Genomic DNA, 17408 nt, shown 5'->3' with positions numbered 1-17408 from the left:
TCAAATCTAGATTTGTCAATAAACCTTATTAGATAAGAGTTGAAAACTCCTAATCTATAAAGTAAAAAAAATAAATATTTGACATTTAAACTAGCCCTGCACCAGAGCCAACTTAGGTTTATGGTTTACCAACCAAACGCTTTGACGAACTAAACTATAGGTGTAGAGTCGTTTGATTCTCAACATAAATGAATTTGCAGTGCTGGGCTTGGCTTCAATGAAAAATTTTACTCCTCAACTTATTTTTCTTAAATTATCTTAACTTACTCTCTCAGGGATTTAACTACAAAAGAATATACTTAGTCATCCATCCTCAGAAATACATTTGTATTAGAGATATCACAGTTACTTTACGTGTGTTTTTGATTTGGTTGTTATATATAAAAAATTATTAGTGATAATGTACGGTATTTGTGCTATGGGATACGTCAGAAATAATGAGTTTTATCAAAAAATCACCTACTTAATATTTAGCCATCCCTCTAAGGAAAGACAAAAGCTAAATAATTATGTATTTTTCGTTACAAAGAATTGCATCAATAAGTTCTTAGTGGCAATATAAAGACCGCCAAACTATTGTAATTATGCTCGTGCTTTAATTCGGATAATTTGTAACGGCGAGTTCAATAGTGAATAATCAAGCTTTATTCTCGACGTTGACTGCTTCGGGGTGAGGCTGGAAAACTAGGATTTACGCACAGTAAATCCCCCAAACCCTTTCAAAACAGGACTTTTAAGGTTTTGCCGATTGTAGAAAGTGGCGTAGGTTAGAGGAAACCTAAAAGCAAAAGAATTGACAACCAGATCAAAAGATTTTCTATTGTAAATTTGGTAATGTGTTTTTACAGCGATCGCAATATATCAATCTTTCTGAATAACTAAGTTGGAAATGTCCCAATCACGATAAAAACGAAAGAATTTACAGCCTCATCAAAATATTTTTCATTGCAGATAGGCTTTTATCATAGTATATATCACCAGATATGCACCTCTGCAAGAGGCTCGTTAATTAGAGCAGCGTTATTAAACTTAACTATATTGAGTTTTGTAAAGTTTATGAGAAGCGCTTGAATTAAGGTTATTTGCTAGTTTATAGCCTTTTATATGGTTTAGTTTTTCCCCGCCGACCTACTTAAGCACTGTAGTCATCATAGTAAAAACGAAAGATTTGACATTCTCATCAAAGGATTTTTGATTGCACAACAGTCTTTGTGTCCCTTATTCTGGTGACAAGAAGCACAGTATTGATTGCTGTATGCTTTTGGTAAAAGTTTTTGGTAATGCGCTCACAAGCATCAATCAGCAGCGATTAACCGTTTCTACCAACGACCAAGCTAGGTCATAGCTGTGAAAGCAACAGAGTCGTTTGTATTAAATATTTTCATCTCTGTGATTGTAAACTAAAAAGCCTTTATGTAATTTATGTAACTGCGTGAAACTAATGAGTCAAAACTATACTGGTTCAAACTCTCCTCTAATCACTACTGAGCCATACAAGGAATTTCCAGCAAACAGATATGTAGAATCTGCGTCTGACGTTTCTCGTCAGGTTGATGAATCGGAGAATAACAAGGAAATTCAGCCTTTTTTAAACGACGAAACACCCCCAACCCTCTCAGTTGCCGATGCGATCGCTCAGATGTTGGTAAATTTGGGAGTAAGCTACGCTTTTGGTGTCGCAGGTGGTGCGATGGCAAGCCTTTGGGGAGCGCTGTCAAATAGCAGTATCGACGTGTTGAACTTCCGCCATGAATCAGGAGCCGCATTTGCAGCGACCGAAGCATACTTTGCCAATAATCGTCCCACTGTAGTTTTTACCACAGCAGGGCCGGGGATCACAAATGCCCTCACCGGGTTATTTGCGGCTCGTGGTGAAGGTGCAAAGGTGATTTTGTTGTCAGCTTGCACCTCAGCACCGCAACGTGGACGTTGGGCAATTCAAGAAACCAGCACTTACACATTGCCTAGTGGGGGAATTTTTACCCCAGGAGCGTTATTCAACTATGCAATCACCATTGAATCTGCGGCTCAACTACCGCAGATTTTCCGCAAACTTGCTTTGGCTATGGCGCAACCAGGCGGATTTGTCGCCCATTTGAGCATTCCCACCGCAGTGCAGGCAAGTTTAGTTGAGAATATATCTTTGCCTCAACTAGATGTTACTCCGTTTCCGATGACCGCTTCAAAACAAGCGATCGCTAAATCTGTAGAGTTATTATCATCTGGCCCCTTTGCTATCTGGGTTGGTTTTGGTGCGCGTGACGCAGCAGAGGAAATCATTGAACTCGCTGAAAAAACCGGAGCAGCCGTCATGTGTTCACCCCGTGGTAAAGGTATCTTCCCTGAAGATCATCCCCAGTTTGTGGGTGTTACAGGTTTAGGCGGTCATGCTTCCGTCTTGACTTATATGGAACAGCAACCTCCACTCCGCACACTCGTATTAGGAACCCGCCTTGGTGAACCGACTTCTTTCTGGAGTTCGGCGCTAGTTCCAAAAGAAGGTTTTGTACATGTAGATATTGATCCCGAAGTGCCAGGTGTAGCCTATCCACACGTTGAAACTTTCGGAGTTCAGTCTGACATCAAAGCTTTTGTGGAAGAGTTATTGCAGCAATTACCAGATGCTCCTGATTCCACAACTTTGCCGCTACCTCGTCCAGAACCCAAAGCAATTGAACCTGCACCAGAGGTAGATTATCCAGTGCGCCCAGAAGTATTGATGGCAGCAATTCAAAAGATAATTGTTGAAAATACCGATGCCATAGTAATGGCGGAGTGTGGTAACTCCTTTACTTGGTCAACTCATCTACTCCAATTTTCCGAAGCCAATCGTTACCGAGTCAGCACCGGAGTCGGCGCAATGGGTCACGCCGTCACCGGAGTATTGGGTGCAGCACTTGCAAGCAATAGCAAAGCTGTAGGGATTGTAGGCGATGGAGCAATGCTGATGAATAACGAAATCAGCACAGCCGTGAAATACAAAATTCCTGCAATCTGGATTGTACTCAACGATGCGCGTTACAACATGTGCCATCAAGGGATGAAAGTCTTGGGATTAAAGGGCGCAGATGCAACACTTCCACCAACAAACTTCGCCATGATTGCTCGTGGTATGGGAGCAGAAGCGCTCGTAGTCGTCAGAGAGTCAGAAATTGAAGCAGCATTAGAACAAGCGATCGCATCAAATGCTCCTTTTCTGATCGATGTAGTGATTGACGCTGATCGGCCAGCACCCTCTGGTGGACGTAATAAAGGTTTAGCAGCACAAGGAGTCAAATCAAGTTCGGCTAAAAATCCAGCCAAGCAAGTTTCATTTCCAATGGTTTAACTTTAAAACCTGACAATTCTTTCAATTGTTATAGACACTAAAACATCTTAAGCATTCAGCAAAAGACAAAGGATGAATTTAGAAGCGGTAAAAACTTTATTCCAGCCAAAAAACTACACCTAATCAACTGGAATTCAAAATTTTTTATTTTTGATCCCCAAGTCTTTTCTTAACTCCATCCAAATAATAATGTTCGAGAGTGTTTTTGTGTCTATATTTTTACATTTTGTAATGCAAATTACTTTCTCTAACCAATACTAAACAATATCGAGAGGTGAAAATGCTGCTATTTGAAACTGTTAGAGAAATGGGTCACGAACAAGTTCTCTTCTGTCATGGTAAAAATCCCGAAATTAAGGCGATTATTGCTATCCATGACACGACCTTGGGTCCAGCGATGGGAGCTACAAGACTCTTGCCTTATGTCAACGAAGAAGCTGCTTTAAAAGATGCACTTCGTCTGAGTCGTGGGATGACATATAAAGCCGCCTGTGCCAACATCCCGGCTGGTGGCGGAAAAGCAGTCATTATCGCTAATCCTGAAAATAAAACAGATGATCTGTTAAGAGCTTACGGACGTTTTGTTGATAGTCTGAATGGGCGTTTTATTACCGGACAAGATGTCAATATTACCCCTGGCGATGTGCGGACAATCAGTCAAGAAACAAAACATGTTGTTGGGGTGTCAGAAAAATCTGGTGGCCCTGCTCCCATAACATCACTAGGAGTTTTTCTAGGAATTAAAGCTGCTGTAGAGTCTCGTTGGCAAAGCAAAAGACTTGATGGCATGAAAGTTGCAGTTCAAGGCTTAGGAAACGTAGGTAAAAACCTCTGCCGCTACTTACATGAGCATGATGTCAAGCTTTTTGTTAGCGATGTAGATCCAGTAAAAGCGGAAGAAGCAAAACGGCTTTTTGGCGCAACTATTGTAGAACCCGCCGAAATTTACTCTCTTGATGTAGATATATTTGCTCCTTGCGCTTTAGGAGGAATTCTTAATAGTCATACAATTCCTTTCTTAAAAGCTTCCATTATTGCTGGTGCAGCTAATAATCAATTGGAGAATGAGCAACTACATAGTCAAATGCTTGCCAAAAAAGGGATTCTTTACAGCCCTGATTATGTAATTAATGCTGGAGGGTTAATCAACGTTTACAACGAAATGATTGGCTATGACGAAGAAAAAGCTTTTAAGCAAGTGCATAACATTTATGACACACTACTAGCAATTTTTGATATTTCTAAACAGCAGGGAATTACTACCAATGATGCTGCTAAACGATTAGCAGAAGACCGGATTCAGAGCGGTAAACGAAAAAGGACTAAAGCGATCGCAGCTTAATTATTATTATCTTAAGGAGTTGAAAGTGGAAAAAAATACATTTGCAACATCAGCTTACATTGCTACTTCACCAGAGAGCGCCTTTGAGTACCTTTGTAGTTTAAAAAACTTAGACGAATGGACGCTCTATAGCCGGATGAAAGAGCAAATTGACGAAGATACCTGGCTCGGCACTGCCTCTGGTTATCACAAAAACCTCTATTATCATGTTAAAAAATTAGAAAACCCGCTTTTTTATGGCATTGAGTGGCACTGTGGATTAGAGTATCAGAAATATTTTCAGGTTTATCCAGTTTTGTTATTTCCCACCGACTACATCGAGCCGGGAACAGATGAAAAAGGTGTATACTTTCATTGGTTGAGTTTTGTCGATCCAAAACGACAAACTCAGATGATTATGCAGGGAATTCACACGGTACATACTTCCGAGTGTCGTTCTCTAAAAGGTAATTTGGAACGCAAGGCTGGTCTGACCTCAGCAGCTAAAGGAAGCCACTTTATCGATACTGACACCATCTATGTTGATGCCCCAATTGAAATCGGCATTGAATACTTAAAAGACCTACGAAACATAGATGAGTGGGCACATTTGCTGCGCCCAAATGGTGATATTACTTCTGATTCAGGTGAATTCAAAGATGAATATAACCAGAAAGTAAAAGTTTCCGTGCGGGTTCATAGTCTGAGCAAATACTACTTGCTTGAACAAGAACAGTTTTATCCAGACTACGAATATTATCAGCGTTCTGTAGCGTTACTCATCCCAACCGCTTATGCATTCGCTGACCCCGAAGCTTCAGGTTTTATTCTGCATCGAATCACATTCTGGAAAACAGATGGAACCGTCACCCACGGCAAACTTCAAATTGAAGACTTTGGCGCTGAGAGCATGAACATCAAACGTTTACTCGAAGCCAAAGCTGGAAACCTCAAATCATTTGACCGAGGAATGAGCTATCTACCAAAAACTCCAGAAGCACTAGTTACCAACTAAAACCTCAGCGTGCCTCTGCGCTTCCCTCAGTGTTACTCTGCGTTTAAAATTCACCCCTAAATTCCCCACGATTAGCTGTATTGCAACACATGAAACTGAAACAACTTACCATTACTATTCTCACTTTTTGTGTTGCAGGTTTTTCTGGAATCAAAGCTGCCTCAGCTGCATCCTTTTCAGTAATCGCCGACGGTCTATATAACGCCGGAGGTCTGAGCTTTAGCCCTGATGGTAATCTCTATGTTACAGAGGCGGGAATAGGGGGAAGTGGAGGTTGTGTTCCACCAGCAAGCGGTCAAGGCGATTCTTTATGCTATGGCACAAGTGGGGCAGTTACCAAAATTGAGAATGGTAAAACCGAACGCATACTTACAGGACTTTCTTCCTTAGCATTACCAGATGGTACTGGAGCCGCCGGGCCTCGTGACATCAAATTTGATGCTCAAGGTAAACCTTATGTTCTAATTGGGTATGGCGCTAATCCAGCCTTTCGCGATCGCAATTTAGGTAACACCGACCTCGGTAAAATCATCGCTCCCGACTTTAATACCAATACCTGGAAGAGTGTTGCCGATTTAGCTAACTATGAACTCGCCAACAATCCTGATGGTGGTGATGTCGGTAGCAATCCCTTGGGTTTCGTGATAGATGGCAAGAAGTTGGTTGCAGTTGATGCAGGTGCAAACGACTTCTTAAGCGTTAATACTGATGGCAGTAATTTGCAGACAATAGTTGCGTTTCCCCAAGACATACTAGCTAATCCCGTCTTTCCACCCTCCGGTACACCATCTAATGAACCAGCACAGGTTCCATCTCAAGCTGAAGTGGTGCAATCGCAATTTGCAACTCAACCAGTACCCTCAAGTGTGACCAAAGGCCCTGATGGCGCTTATTATGTCAGCCAATTTACAGGTTTTCCCTTCCCTGAAGGTGGGGCAAAAATCTATCGAGTCGGTGCTGATGGTAAGCCAACAGTATATGCAGATGGTTTTACCCAACTCACAGACTTGGAATTTGATACTGAGGGCAATTTGTACGCTTTGCAGTACGCCAATCAGTCAGCTTGGAAGGGTGATTTTGATGGTTCTGTCATCAAAATAGCTGCCGATGGGACACGCACAACTCTTCTAAGTGGGAATGGATTAGAGTCGCCTAGTGCCTTGACTATTGGTGCTGATGGTGCAATATACGTCACAAACCGAGGCGATCGCCCAGGACAAGGACAAGTTCTCAGAATTGAAAATACCAAGTCTGTTCCTGAACCTGATTCTGCTTTAGGCGTATTAGCGATCGGTGCTTTTGGTGTTGGTTGCTTGCACAAAAAGAGAGCTACTAAACTCCTCAGAAATGGAGCCGTGGCACTCAAGTAAAGAGTTTCAAACCAATCCTACGTTCCTTAAAAAAAGTTTTCCACTTATTTAATTCTCAATCTCTAAAGGTATGAAACTCAAATCATTTGCTCTTAAATCTGTTACATTTTGTTTTGCTGCTATTTGTGGAACAGCATCTGCACAAGCTGCAACACTAACGCCAATTGTCGATGGAGTCAGTAATGCACGGGGTGTTAGCTTTGGCCCTGACGGCAGTCTCTACGTAGCAGAGCCAGGTATCGGAGGAAACGGAAATTGCCAACCATCTCCGAGTACCCTGTTTCAGCCTATCTGTGCTGGTAATACTAGTTCACTGGTTAAAGTTGCACCAGACGGCACCAAAGAACGTATATTTAATAACTTTGAGTCTCTAGCAGAACAACCCACTGGCAACCAAGGCGCTGGTATTGAAGATATACAATTCGATTCTCAAGGGAATGCTTATCTGCTGACTGGCTTTGCTGGTTATCCAGGAAACCGCGATCTAGCAACACTTAACCTTGGTTCGCAATCGGTACTCCCACCACAGCAACTTGCGACTTTCCCGCCATCAACACCCGATAAGGTTTTGAATACACCGCTTCTAGCACAACTGTACAAAGCTGACTTGAACACGGGAGCTATCACCAGTATTTTTGACTTTGCCAAGTATGAAGTCACCAAAAATCCAGATAAAGGGGATGTAGTTACCAATCCCTATGACCTGGCTATTAGTGGCGATAATGCTTATGTGGTTGATGGAGGCGGGAACACTGCTTACAAAATCAAGCTTGACGGAAGTAAGTCCGAGGCGATCGCAATTCCTAAAAATACAATTAGTAAATCAGATTTACCACCAGGATTACAATTACCTCCTGGCCTATTAGAGGAGCTTCCTGGAGGAAAAGTAGCAATTCAAGCAGTACCCACAGGTGGCGCAATTGGCCCTGATGGAGCTTTATACGTTGGCGAATATACGGGTTTTCCTTATCCAGAAGGTCAATCACGAATTTTCCGCATTGGCGATGATCTCAAACCAGAAGTTTTTCTGGATGGATTTACGCACATCACAGACCTAACCTTTGATGAAAAAGGCGATTTGCTCGTCTTACAGTTCAGCGATAAGTCCCAGTTAGGGGGTGACATTACAAATCTACCTGGTTCTCTGATTCAAGTTGCTCCTGATGGCACTCGCACAACACTCGTTGCAGCAGGTCAAGGGCTAGATTCGGCTGATGGAATTGATATTGGCCCTGACGGCAAGATTTATATTACCAATCGCGGTGTCGGCGTAGGACTAGGGGAGGTTGTTCGAGTGGATGGTATCGTTACACAAACAGTCCCCGAATCTGGTTCAGTAATCGGCTTATTAGCACTTGCTGGTGTAGGCGCAACTGGTGCGATCGCCAAGCGCAAACGCCAACACAAGTTGGGTGAAGAGTTACTACCCAAAGCAGAGATAGTCTAATTCCTCATTACCTGGTGTCAGGTAATAGTTAGAGAATAGGCTGCTGCCTCACACAGAAAGTTGCATTTCAAACAGGAGGCAGCAGCCCGAATATTAGGGTTCCCGAACTAGGACTGGGAACGAATATTAGTCTAGGAAAGAGTATACACTCATACAACCAGGACTTCAAACTTATGGGATTAGTCAAAAATTTGTCAATCGGCATTCTCGGTACTGGATTCATGGTGCTGGCAACAGCAGCGCAAGCCAAAGCTGTAACATTAACTTACGACAGAAGTATCGGTGAACCGGGCTTTGGCCCTGGGCAACTGTTTGTTCCCCAAGGCATAGCGGTGGATGACCAAGGGAATACCCTTATATCTAACGGACGCGGTGTTAACCCCGATGGTACTCCTAACTACAACCTCGGTGACAAAATTGAAAAATTTAGTCCAAGCGGTCAGTATATTGGAGCAATTGGCTCTGGCGGCACAGGGCCCGGACAGTTTGACGAGCCAACAACTGTAGACTTTAATCCCGTAACAGGGGATTTGTATGCAGGTGATGTTTACAACAACCGCATCAATCAATTCGATTCTCAGGGTAACTTTATTAGATCCTTTGCAAATGGAGATTTTACCCCTCGTATAAATGATAGGCTTTTCTTTGGACCATCTGGTGTAACATTTGACAAAACTGGCAACGTATACGTTGGTGATTTCAACGGCGAAAGAATCCTTAAATTCACACCTGACGGAAAGCAAATTGGTGTCATTGGTGGCACTGTGGGCACTGGACTTGGAGAAACTCAAGGTGTAGCAGGTATCAGAATTTCCCCAGTCAGTGGAAATATCTTTCTAGCTGACCAGTATAACAACCGCGTTCAAGTACTCGATCCAAATGGTAAACCTCTGTACGCATTTGGTTCAGCAGGTAGCGCACCTGGACAGTTTCTTCAGCCAATTGGCATCGAAGTGGACGACCAAGAGAATGTTTATGTAGCTGATTCTATCAACAGCCGCGTTCAGGTATTTGATAAAAACGGTAACTTCTTAACTTCCTACGGTCAACCAGCCCTAGATGCATCAGGCAACCCAGTTCCGCCTCCAGCATTAACTGGTCCTCCTTTTGGCAATCCCCTCGACCTCACACCAGGCAGATTTAACTGGACAGCTGGGACAACCCTTAAAGATGGCAAGCTTTATGTGGGTGATTTCTTCCAAGGTCGCGTCCAAGTGCTAAACGTAGAAGGCACAACTCAAGTGCCAGAACCTAGTTCAACATTAGGTTTAGCATTGCTCGGATTTGGGGCTGCTACCATCACATTGCGCAAACGTGGACAAAAAAAGCCAGTCTTCAGTTTAGAGAAGTAACTGCAAAAACAGTGCTGAGTTCTGATGCTTGAGTAACAGTTTCCTAGGGTGCGTTAGCCAAGGGCATAACGCACCATCTCAATAAATTCGATATTGTACTCTCGGCGGTAACATACCCTACAAAAGTTTCTACGAAAATTTCAGGTTATTAAATCCGAAACAAAGGAGATAAAAACTGGATAACACTAATAAAGTCAACATTATCAAGGTGCTTTCAGGACATTAAGAGTTCATGCAAATTCTGATTTATTCATACAATTATCATCCAGAACCAATTGGTATTGCACCTTTGATGACTGAACTAGCAGAAGGACTGGTGAAGCGAGGGCATCAAGTGCGGGTAATCACAGGTATGCCTAACTATCCTCAGCGTCAGATTTACGATGGGTATCAGGGTAAGCTATACATTACTGAACATAAAAATGGTGTCAAAATTCAGCGTAGTTACCTACGAATTAAGTCCAAGCCTAATCTTATAGACAGGCTAATGCTAGAGTTGAGCTTTGTTTTTACGAGTTTGCCACAAGCGCTTAAGGGCGAACGACCTGATGTAATTCTTTTAACAGTGCCGCCGCTACTAGTTTGTTTACCTGCAACCTTAATAGCTTGGCTATACAACTGTCCAGTAGTGCTGAATGTGCAAGATATCCTCCCGGAAGCTGCTGTGCGTGTTGGGCTAATTAAGAATAAGTTGATGATTCAAGCTTTGGAAGCTTTAGAAAAATTTGCCTACCGAACTGCACATACCATTAGCGTGATTGCCGATGGCTTTGTAGATAATTTAATAAATAAAGGTGTATCGGCTAATAAAATTGCCTGCATTCCAAATTGGGTGAATCTAAATTTTATCCGCCCTTTACCGAAGGAGAATAACTTCTGGAGAGCTACCCATCAACTCAATGATAAATTTGTAGTACTTTATTCAGGTAATATTGCTCTGACCCAAGGTTTGGAGACAGTAATAGAAGCAGCATCTCGGTTGCGTCATATTAATGATATTGTCTTTGCGATCGCAGGTGAATCTCAAGCCCTCGAAAGGTTGCAAAAACATTGTCTTGCTTGTGGTGCAGATAATGTTTTGCTTATACCATTGCAACCGCGAGAAAAACTACCACAAATGTTAGCAGCCGCAGATTTGGGGTTGGTTGTGCAAAAGAGCAATGTGATTTCTTTCAATATGCCTTCTAAAATACCACTGCTGTTAGCCAGTGGTCGCCCAATTGTCGCTTCAGTTCCCGCAACTGGGACTGCTGCCAAAGCTATCAAGAAAAGTGGTGGCGGCGTTATCGTTGAGCCTGAGTCAGCAGATGCTTTGGCAGCGGCAGTATTAGATTTATATAATCAACCGGAATTAGCAGCGAAATTAGGGCGTGAAGGAAGAAAGTTTGCGGTAGAAAACTATTCCTTTGAGCAAGCGCTAGATCGGTATGAAGAGTTATTTTCTGATGCGATCGCCAAAAAAGCAACGAATTTGGATCTCTTGCCCGAATTGAGTTCTAAGGAATCACTTGTTGATCAAGACTTTTTGGTACATACCTTACCCCTTGTAGGCGAAAAAACTAATCATATCGGACTAATTAAAACCATGTCCCTTGTGCGCGTAGTCTCTCAAGGACAAATGACAAATGACAAATGACAAATGATAAATTCAGATCAGCTTAAAAAAACTGACCAAAGCTTGATCGCCCTACTTAGCGATCGCATATCATTATTAGCAGCATCAGAATTTCCTTCTTTAGATGAACAACTGGCTGATGTGGCTCCCCTACTCGCTCAAGCTGGTATTCCTGAGTCTGTTTGGGCAAGTCTAGTAAATAGTTGTCATGCTACTCTGATTCCTAAATCTGCAACAAATCATGTCGCTCCCCGACAAATTACCATCATCGGTGGACGCGGCAGGATGGGAAGATTATTTAAAGAGCAGCTTTCGCTAGTAGGTCACAATGTTAGCGTTCTCGAACATGAAGATTGGGAATACGCAGATAAACTGTTAAGTCAGACAGAATTAGTATTAGTAAGCGTTCCTATTGAACATACAGTTGATGTTATCAAGCGTGCAGCTAAATACCTTGGCTCAAATACAGCTTTGTGTGACATCACGAGCGTAAAAACTCAGCCAACTCAGGCGATGCTCGAACATCATTCTGGCCCAGTCATGGGTTTACACCCAATGTTTGGGCCAAATATCAAATCGTTTTTGGGACAAAAGGTGGTAGTGTGCCCAGGTCGAAACGATGATTCATTTCAGTGGTTATTAGACTTTATCAAAAGTCAAGGTGGAGAATTAATTGTTTGCACGCCTGAAGAACACGATCAAATGATGGTGATTATTCAAGCAACGCAACATTTTTGTAGATTTAGTCTTGGTGTTTTCTTAGCACAAGTAAAAGTGGACATAGAGCAAAGCTTAACAATGTCAACACCTAACTATCGTCAAGAAATTGACATCGTTAAACGTTTGTTTTCTCAAAATCCTAATTTATCTGTTGATATTATGCTAGCTACAGAAGAAAGGTGTAATGCAATTAGCTTTTTAGCTAATACTTACAGCCGTTTGGCCAAACTAGTAGCAAGGAAAGATAGAGACGCATTAATTCAAGAATTTGAAAATACCCAAAGCTTTTTTGAAGAAAAAATCAACGCTTTTGTACAGCCTTTAAATACAACGCCTCTCCAACAAGATTTTAAAGAAGAATTCAGAAGTCAGAATTCAGGAGTCAGAGTAAAGAAAGGGAGGGACTTAAACGCATTTATTCATCCACCGATCGCACAGAATTAAATTCTAAATTCTGGCTCTTTGCTCCTGAATTCTTTCTTGTTAAACCCCAGATGCACACAAACATTAGCATTTGATACCATTTATTGGTGAGACTGCGCCAAATTTTCTTTCTTTACTTTGTGTCCTTTGCGCCCTACCCTGCGGGAAGCCCTGACGCTGCTTTGTCGCTAACGCTGCGCTAACGCAATCGACGGGAACCGCCTTCGCGCAGCGTCTCGTAGAGAAGACTGCGACCCCCTCACCGCTTTGCGTCTATATGGTTCGTTCCTTATATACTTTGCCGCATCTTCATACAGAATTGGTATGAGTAACAAAAACTATGCTGATAGACATCTTTCACGACCCTGTTTGTCCCTGGTGCAGAATTGGTAAAAAACATCTGTTTGATGCATTAGCAAAATGGCAAGAAGAAGTAGATATCCGGTGGCATCCCTTTATTCTCGACAATACCATTCCTGCTGACGGGTACGAATTTCGTAGCTTTATGCAAAACAGAAAAGGCATAAAAGCCCAAGAACTGCAATATCTGTTTGATTCTACGCAATATACAGGTGAGATGGCTGGAGTCAAGCTAAATTTTGACAAAATCCGTTTGGCTGTCAATACTAAGCTTTCGCACCGACTGATTACACTTGCACCAGCAAAGGTAAAAAACGATGTCGTAGAAGCCATTTATAAAGCTTATTTTGAAGACGGTTTGAACATCGGAGATATTGAAGTTTTGATTGCCATAGGTAGAGCTTACCAAATGGATTCTAGAGAATTACGCCTGCAATTGAGTGATGATGCTGCGATTAAAGCTTTCGTAGCGGAATCGATATTTGCTCGGCCGAATGGCATCAACAGCGTGCCGTTCTTCATCATCAATAATAAAGTCAAGATAAATGGTTCTCACTCGGTAGAAATTTTCCTTCAAGCTTTGAATCGTGCCACACTTGTAAATATATAAGCAAAAACATGGTAGTTGACATTAAGCAAAAAAGTAAATTCAATCTGCAACCAATTCATCAACGTGTTTCGGTTACTTTTAACTACGAGGTTTACTTCACCAAAAATTTATTTGAGTTGAAAAACCCCACCTTAGCCCAAGTAATTACAGCAGATGGGGAGACAAAGCCGAAGAAAGTTGTAGCGATAGTAGACGCAGGAATATTGCAACATCAACCGGAATTGGTTAAGCAATTAGTAGCGTATACCAATTTTTATGCAGAGATAGTAGCGATCGCAGCCGAACCGATGATAATTTCGGGAGGAGAAGCTGCTAAAAACGATCACAATTTAGTAGATCAAATCCACCAACAGATTGAAGCAGCCGGATTGTGTCGCCATTGTTACGTGTTAGCGATCGGGGGCGGGGCTGTGTTGGATTTGGTTGGATATGCAGCCGCAACTGCTCACCGGGGTATTCGTTTGATTCGGGTTCCGACGACGGTGTTAGCACAAAATGATTCTGGGGTTGGGGTAAAAAACGGCATCAACGCCTTTGGTAAAAAGAACTTTCTTGGCACATTTGCGCCACCTTATGCAGTTATAAATGATTCTGCCTTTTTGACAACCTTAGACGATCGCGATTGGCGTTCTGGAATCGCAGAAGCAGTCAAAGTGGCGCTGATTAAGGATGCTAGCTTTTTTGATTATATCCACTCTCACAGCGCAGCCCTTGCACAGCGAGACATGGATATTATGCAACAAGTTATCTATCGTTGCGCCCAGTTGCACCTAGAACATATTGCCAATAGCGGCGATCCTTTTGAAATGGGTTCGTCTCGTCCCCTGGATTTTGGACATTGGGCGGCTCATAAGCTGGAGCATTTGACAAATTATCGCTTGCGTCATGGCGAAGCAGTTGCGATCGGTATCGCTTTGGATAGCACTTATTCCTATTTGGTAGGATTGCTGGATTGCTCACAGTGGCAAAGGATATTAAGTACTTTATCGGCGTTGGGTTTCACATTGTATGTGCCAGAACTGGTTGAGAAGTTATCACAACTAGAACATCCTCATTGTTTGTTCCGGGGTTTAACTGAGTTCCGCGAACACTTGGGTGGAGAGTTGACTTTGATGCTGTTACAACAAATTGGAAAAGGAATTGAGGTTCATGAGGTGAATTTGTTATTGTACAGGCAAGCAATATCGCTGTTGAGGGAGTTTTAGGGTTAAGTTTTAAACGCAGAGGAACGCTAAGGGAAACGCAGAGTAACGCTGAGGTTATCAGAGGATATACTACTTTTGAGGGAGGCGGTTCTTTTTAAATATGGCTATTAGGAAATATACTAGAAAAGCAGTATAAAAAGCGAATAAATTGACATCTAATCGAAAAATTATTCAATGTCTTATCTGCTTGATATCTAGTATTCTTAAATAAGAAGCGAAAAGTTTTTCATTACATCTTTTAAAAAGAATACGCAGATTTGGATAGTTTGAATTAACTTGACATCGGATTATCTGGATTTGTTTTTAATTTGAAGATAGTTATCAATAATGATTAGCTTTTGACTAATAACTCTTCCAGAGAATTTTCCCATGATTTTTGATTCCCGTTCCTACAAAACTCTTGGCGGTGTACTTGTTTCTCGCTCCATCACAGAAGTTAAGATGGACACTGCTCTCGAAGACATTCTATTCCACTTAAATTCTCAGCGTGGAGGTTTGTTAAGGAGCAGCTACGAATATCCAGGCAGATACAAAAGATGGGCGATCGGATTTGTCAATCCACCATTGGAATTGACTACACAAGACAATGCTTTTACTTTGATAGCATTGAATGAACGCGGTCGGGTGCTTTTGCCATTACTCTTAGAGTGCTTATCCAACTCAATACAACTTGAGAAAGTTAGTTTAGATAATAATAAAGTTGTAGGCTTTGTTAAAGCTACAAAAAAACTATTTACCGAAGAAGAACGCAGTAAACAACCTTCAGCATTTACAGTTGTCCGCGAAATTCTATATACGTTTTCGAGTCAAGAAGACGAGCATTTAGGATTGTATGGTGCTTTTGGTTATGACTTAGTTTTTCAGTTTGAACCAATTAAACAACGTTTGGAACGTCCTACAGATCAACGGGATTTAGTACTTTATCTACCTGATGAATTAATAGTTGTTGACTACTATCAGCAACGCGCATTTCGTTTACAGTATGAATTTGAAACAGGGCATGGCAGCACTAATGATCTTCCTCGAACAGGTGAGTCTATAGACTATCGCGGAAAACATCTTCTCTCAAATCAAACTGCTGACCATAAAGTAGGTGAGTATGCCAAAAAAGTTGAGGGTGCGCTCGATTATTTCCGCCGAGGCGATTTATTTGAAGTAGTTCCTAGTCAAAACTTTTTCGAGGGCTATGAAGATGAACCCAGCAAATTATTTAACACCTTAAAAGAAATAAATCCTAGCCCTTATGGGTTTATTTTTAATTTAGGTGGAGAATATCTGATTGGCGCATCTCCAGAAATGTTTGTGCGGGTTGAAGGTAGGCGGGTTGAAACCTGTCCCATTAGTGGCACTATTAGCCGGGGACAAGATGCTCTTGACGATGCGGTGCAAATTCGTCAGTTACTCAACTCCCACAAAGATGAAGCTGAGTTGACCATGTGTACTGATGTCGATCGCAATGACAAATCCCGAATCTGCGAACCTGGTTCAGTACAAGTGATTGGTCGTCGTCAAATAGAATTATACAGCCACCTGATTCATACAGTAGATCATGTTGAGGGGACACTGCGATCGCAATTTGATGCCTTAGATGCCTTTCTCTCGCATACATGGGCGGTTACAGTCACCGGCGCACCCAAAAGGGCAGCAATAGATTTTATTGAACAGCATGAACGTAGCGCCCGACGTTGGTATGGTGGCGCAGTTGGTTATTTAAATTTCAATGGGAATTTAAATACTGGATTAATTCTGCGGACAATCCGATTAAAAGACTGCATCGCCGAAGTGCGAGTTGGCGCTACTGTCCTTTATGACTCCATACCTCAAGCAGAAGAACAAGAAACAATTACCAAAGCTGCTGCTTTATTTGAGACAATTCGTCGTGTAAAGGAAACGAGTCAAAAAATTGATGAATCCAGTTCCATAAAATTAACTAAAATCCTTCCAAGTGCGGCAGATAGCAAACGCATCTTACTAATAGACTATGAAGACTCATTTGTTCATACCCTAGCCAATTACATTCGCCAAACTGGTGCAAGTGTCACCACACTCCGTCATGGTTTCTCGGAATCTTTATTCGATACAGAACGCCCTGACTTAGTTGTTTTATCTCCTGGCCCTGGTAGACCAAGTGATTTTCGGGTTCCCCAGACCGTCGGTGCCCTTCTTCATCGCAAAATTCCTATTTTCGGAGTTTGTCTGGGATTGCAAGGCATTGTTGAAGCATTTGATGGAGAATTGGGAGTCCTCAACTATCCTCAACATGGTAAATCTTCACGGATTTTTGTTACTGATTCTAATTCCGTTACCTTCAAAAATTTACCACAATCTTTTCCAGTGGGTAGATATCACTCATTGTTTGCCCTACCACAACGTTTGCCAAAAGAACTCAAAGTAACAGCGATTTCTGATGACGAGGTAATTATGGGCATTGAACATCAGACACTTCCCATCGCCGCCGTTCAGTTTCATCCAGAGTCAATCATGACTCTAGCGGGAGAAGTCGGTCTGGAAATCATTAAAAATGTGGTGCGTGCATATACGCAAACGAAAGAGCCATTGGGAATAGGGAATAGGGAATAGGGCATTGGGCATTGGGCATTGGGCATTGGAGATTAGTTATTTTTTCCTACTCCCCCTGCCTC

At 42.1% G+C, this 17408-nt stretch carries 11 protein-coding genes; all 11 read left to right on the top strand.

What is annotated here, in order from left to right:
* Nucleotides 1-1441: 1441 nt before the first annotated feature.
* On the top strand, nt 1442-3328 hold the full coding sequence (gene scyA / locus ACFE90_RS15010; protein WP_375501783.1) for a scytonemin biosynthesis protein ScyA: 1887 nt from the start codon (nt 1442-1444) through the stop codon (nt 3326-3328).
* Nucleotides 3329-3608: 280 nt separating this feature from the next.
* The gene (gene scyB / locus ACFE90_RS15005; RefSeq protein ID WP_375501781.1) at nt 3609-4670 is read left to right on the top strand and encodes a tryptophan dehydrogenase ScyB; all 1062 of its coding nucleotides are present in this window, start codon (nt 3609-3611) and stop codon (nt 4668-4670) included.
* A gap of 25 nt (nt 4671-4695) precedes the next feature.
* Nucleotides 4696-5664, top strand: a complete 969-nt coding sequence (gene scyC / locus ACFE90_RS15000; protein ID WP_375501779.1) for a scytonemin biosynthesis cyclase/decarboxylase ScyC — start codon at nt 4696-4698, stop codon at nt 5662-5664.
* A gap of 89 nt (nt 5665-5753) precedes the next feature.
* The gene (locus ACFE90_RS14995; RefSeq protein ID WP_375501777.1) at nt 5754-7034 is read left to right on the top strand and encodes a ScyD/ScyE family protein; all 1281 of its coding nucleotides are present in this window, start codon (nt 5754-5756) and stop codon (nt 7032-7034) included.
* A gap of 70 nt (nt 7035-7104) precedes the next feature.
* Nucleotides 7105-8481 (top strand): ScyD/ScyE family protein, encoded by a 1377-nt coding sequence (locus tag ACFE90_RS14990; RefSeq protein ID WP_375501775.1) that lies wholly within the window; start codon nt 7105-7107, stop codon nt 8479-8481.
* 173 nt (nt 8482-8654) lie between these two features.
* Nucleotides 8655-9833: a scytonemin biosynthesis PEP-CTERM protein ScyF gene (gene scyF, locus ACFE90_RS14985; protein ID WP_375501773.1), complete on the top strand. Its 1179-nt coding sequence runs from the start codon at nt 8655-8657 to the stop codon at nt 9831-9833.
* A 232-nt stretch (nt 9834-10065) separates the two neighbouring features.
* Nucleotides 10066-11469: a glycosyltransferase family 4 protein gene (locus tag ACFE90_RS14980; RefSeq protein WP_375501771.1), complete on the top strand. Its 1404-nt coding sequence runs from the start codon at nt 10066-10068 to the stop codon at nt 11467-11469.
* A 3-nt stretch (nt 11470-11472) separates the two neighbouring features.
* Nucleotides 11473-12612 (top strand): bifunctional chorismate mutase/prephenate dehydrogenase, encoded by a 1140-nt coding sequence (tyrA, locus tag ACFE90_RS14975; RefSeq protein ID WP_375501769.1) that lies wholly within the window; start codon nt 11473-11475, stop codon nt 12610-12612.
* Between the two features lie 319 nt (nt 12613-12931).
* Complete coding sequence (locus ACFE90_RS14970) at nt 12932-13561, top strand: DsbA family oxidoreductase (RefSeq protein ID WP_375501767.1); 630 nt, start codon at nt 12932-12934, stop codon at nt 13559-13561.
* An 8-nt stretch (nt 13562-13569) separates the two neighbouring features.
* A complete protein-coding gene (locus ACFE90_RS14965) occupies nt 13570-14766 on the top strand; it encodes a 3-dehydroquinate synthase (protein ID WP_375501765.1) in 1197 nt (398 codons plus the stop codon).
* A gap of 369 nt (nt 14767-15135) precedes the next feature.
* On the top strand, nt 15136-17346 hold the full coding sequence (locus ACFE90_RS14960; RefSeq protein WP_375501763.1) for an anthranilate synthase: 2211 nt from the start codon (nt 15136-15138) through the stop codon (nt 17344-17346).
* Nucleotides 17347-17408: the final 62 nt, after the last annotated feature.

This window comes from uncultured Nostoc sp., from assembly GCF_964245445.1.
Taxonomy (GTDB): Bacteria; Cyanobacteriota; Cyanobacteriia; order Cyanobacteriales; family Nostocaceae; genus Nostoc.
Note: the sequence above shows the minus strand (reverse complement) of the source record. Positions and strands in the feature narration are given on the sequence as shown.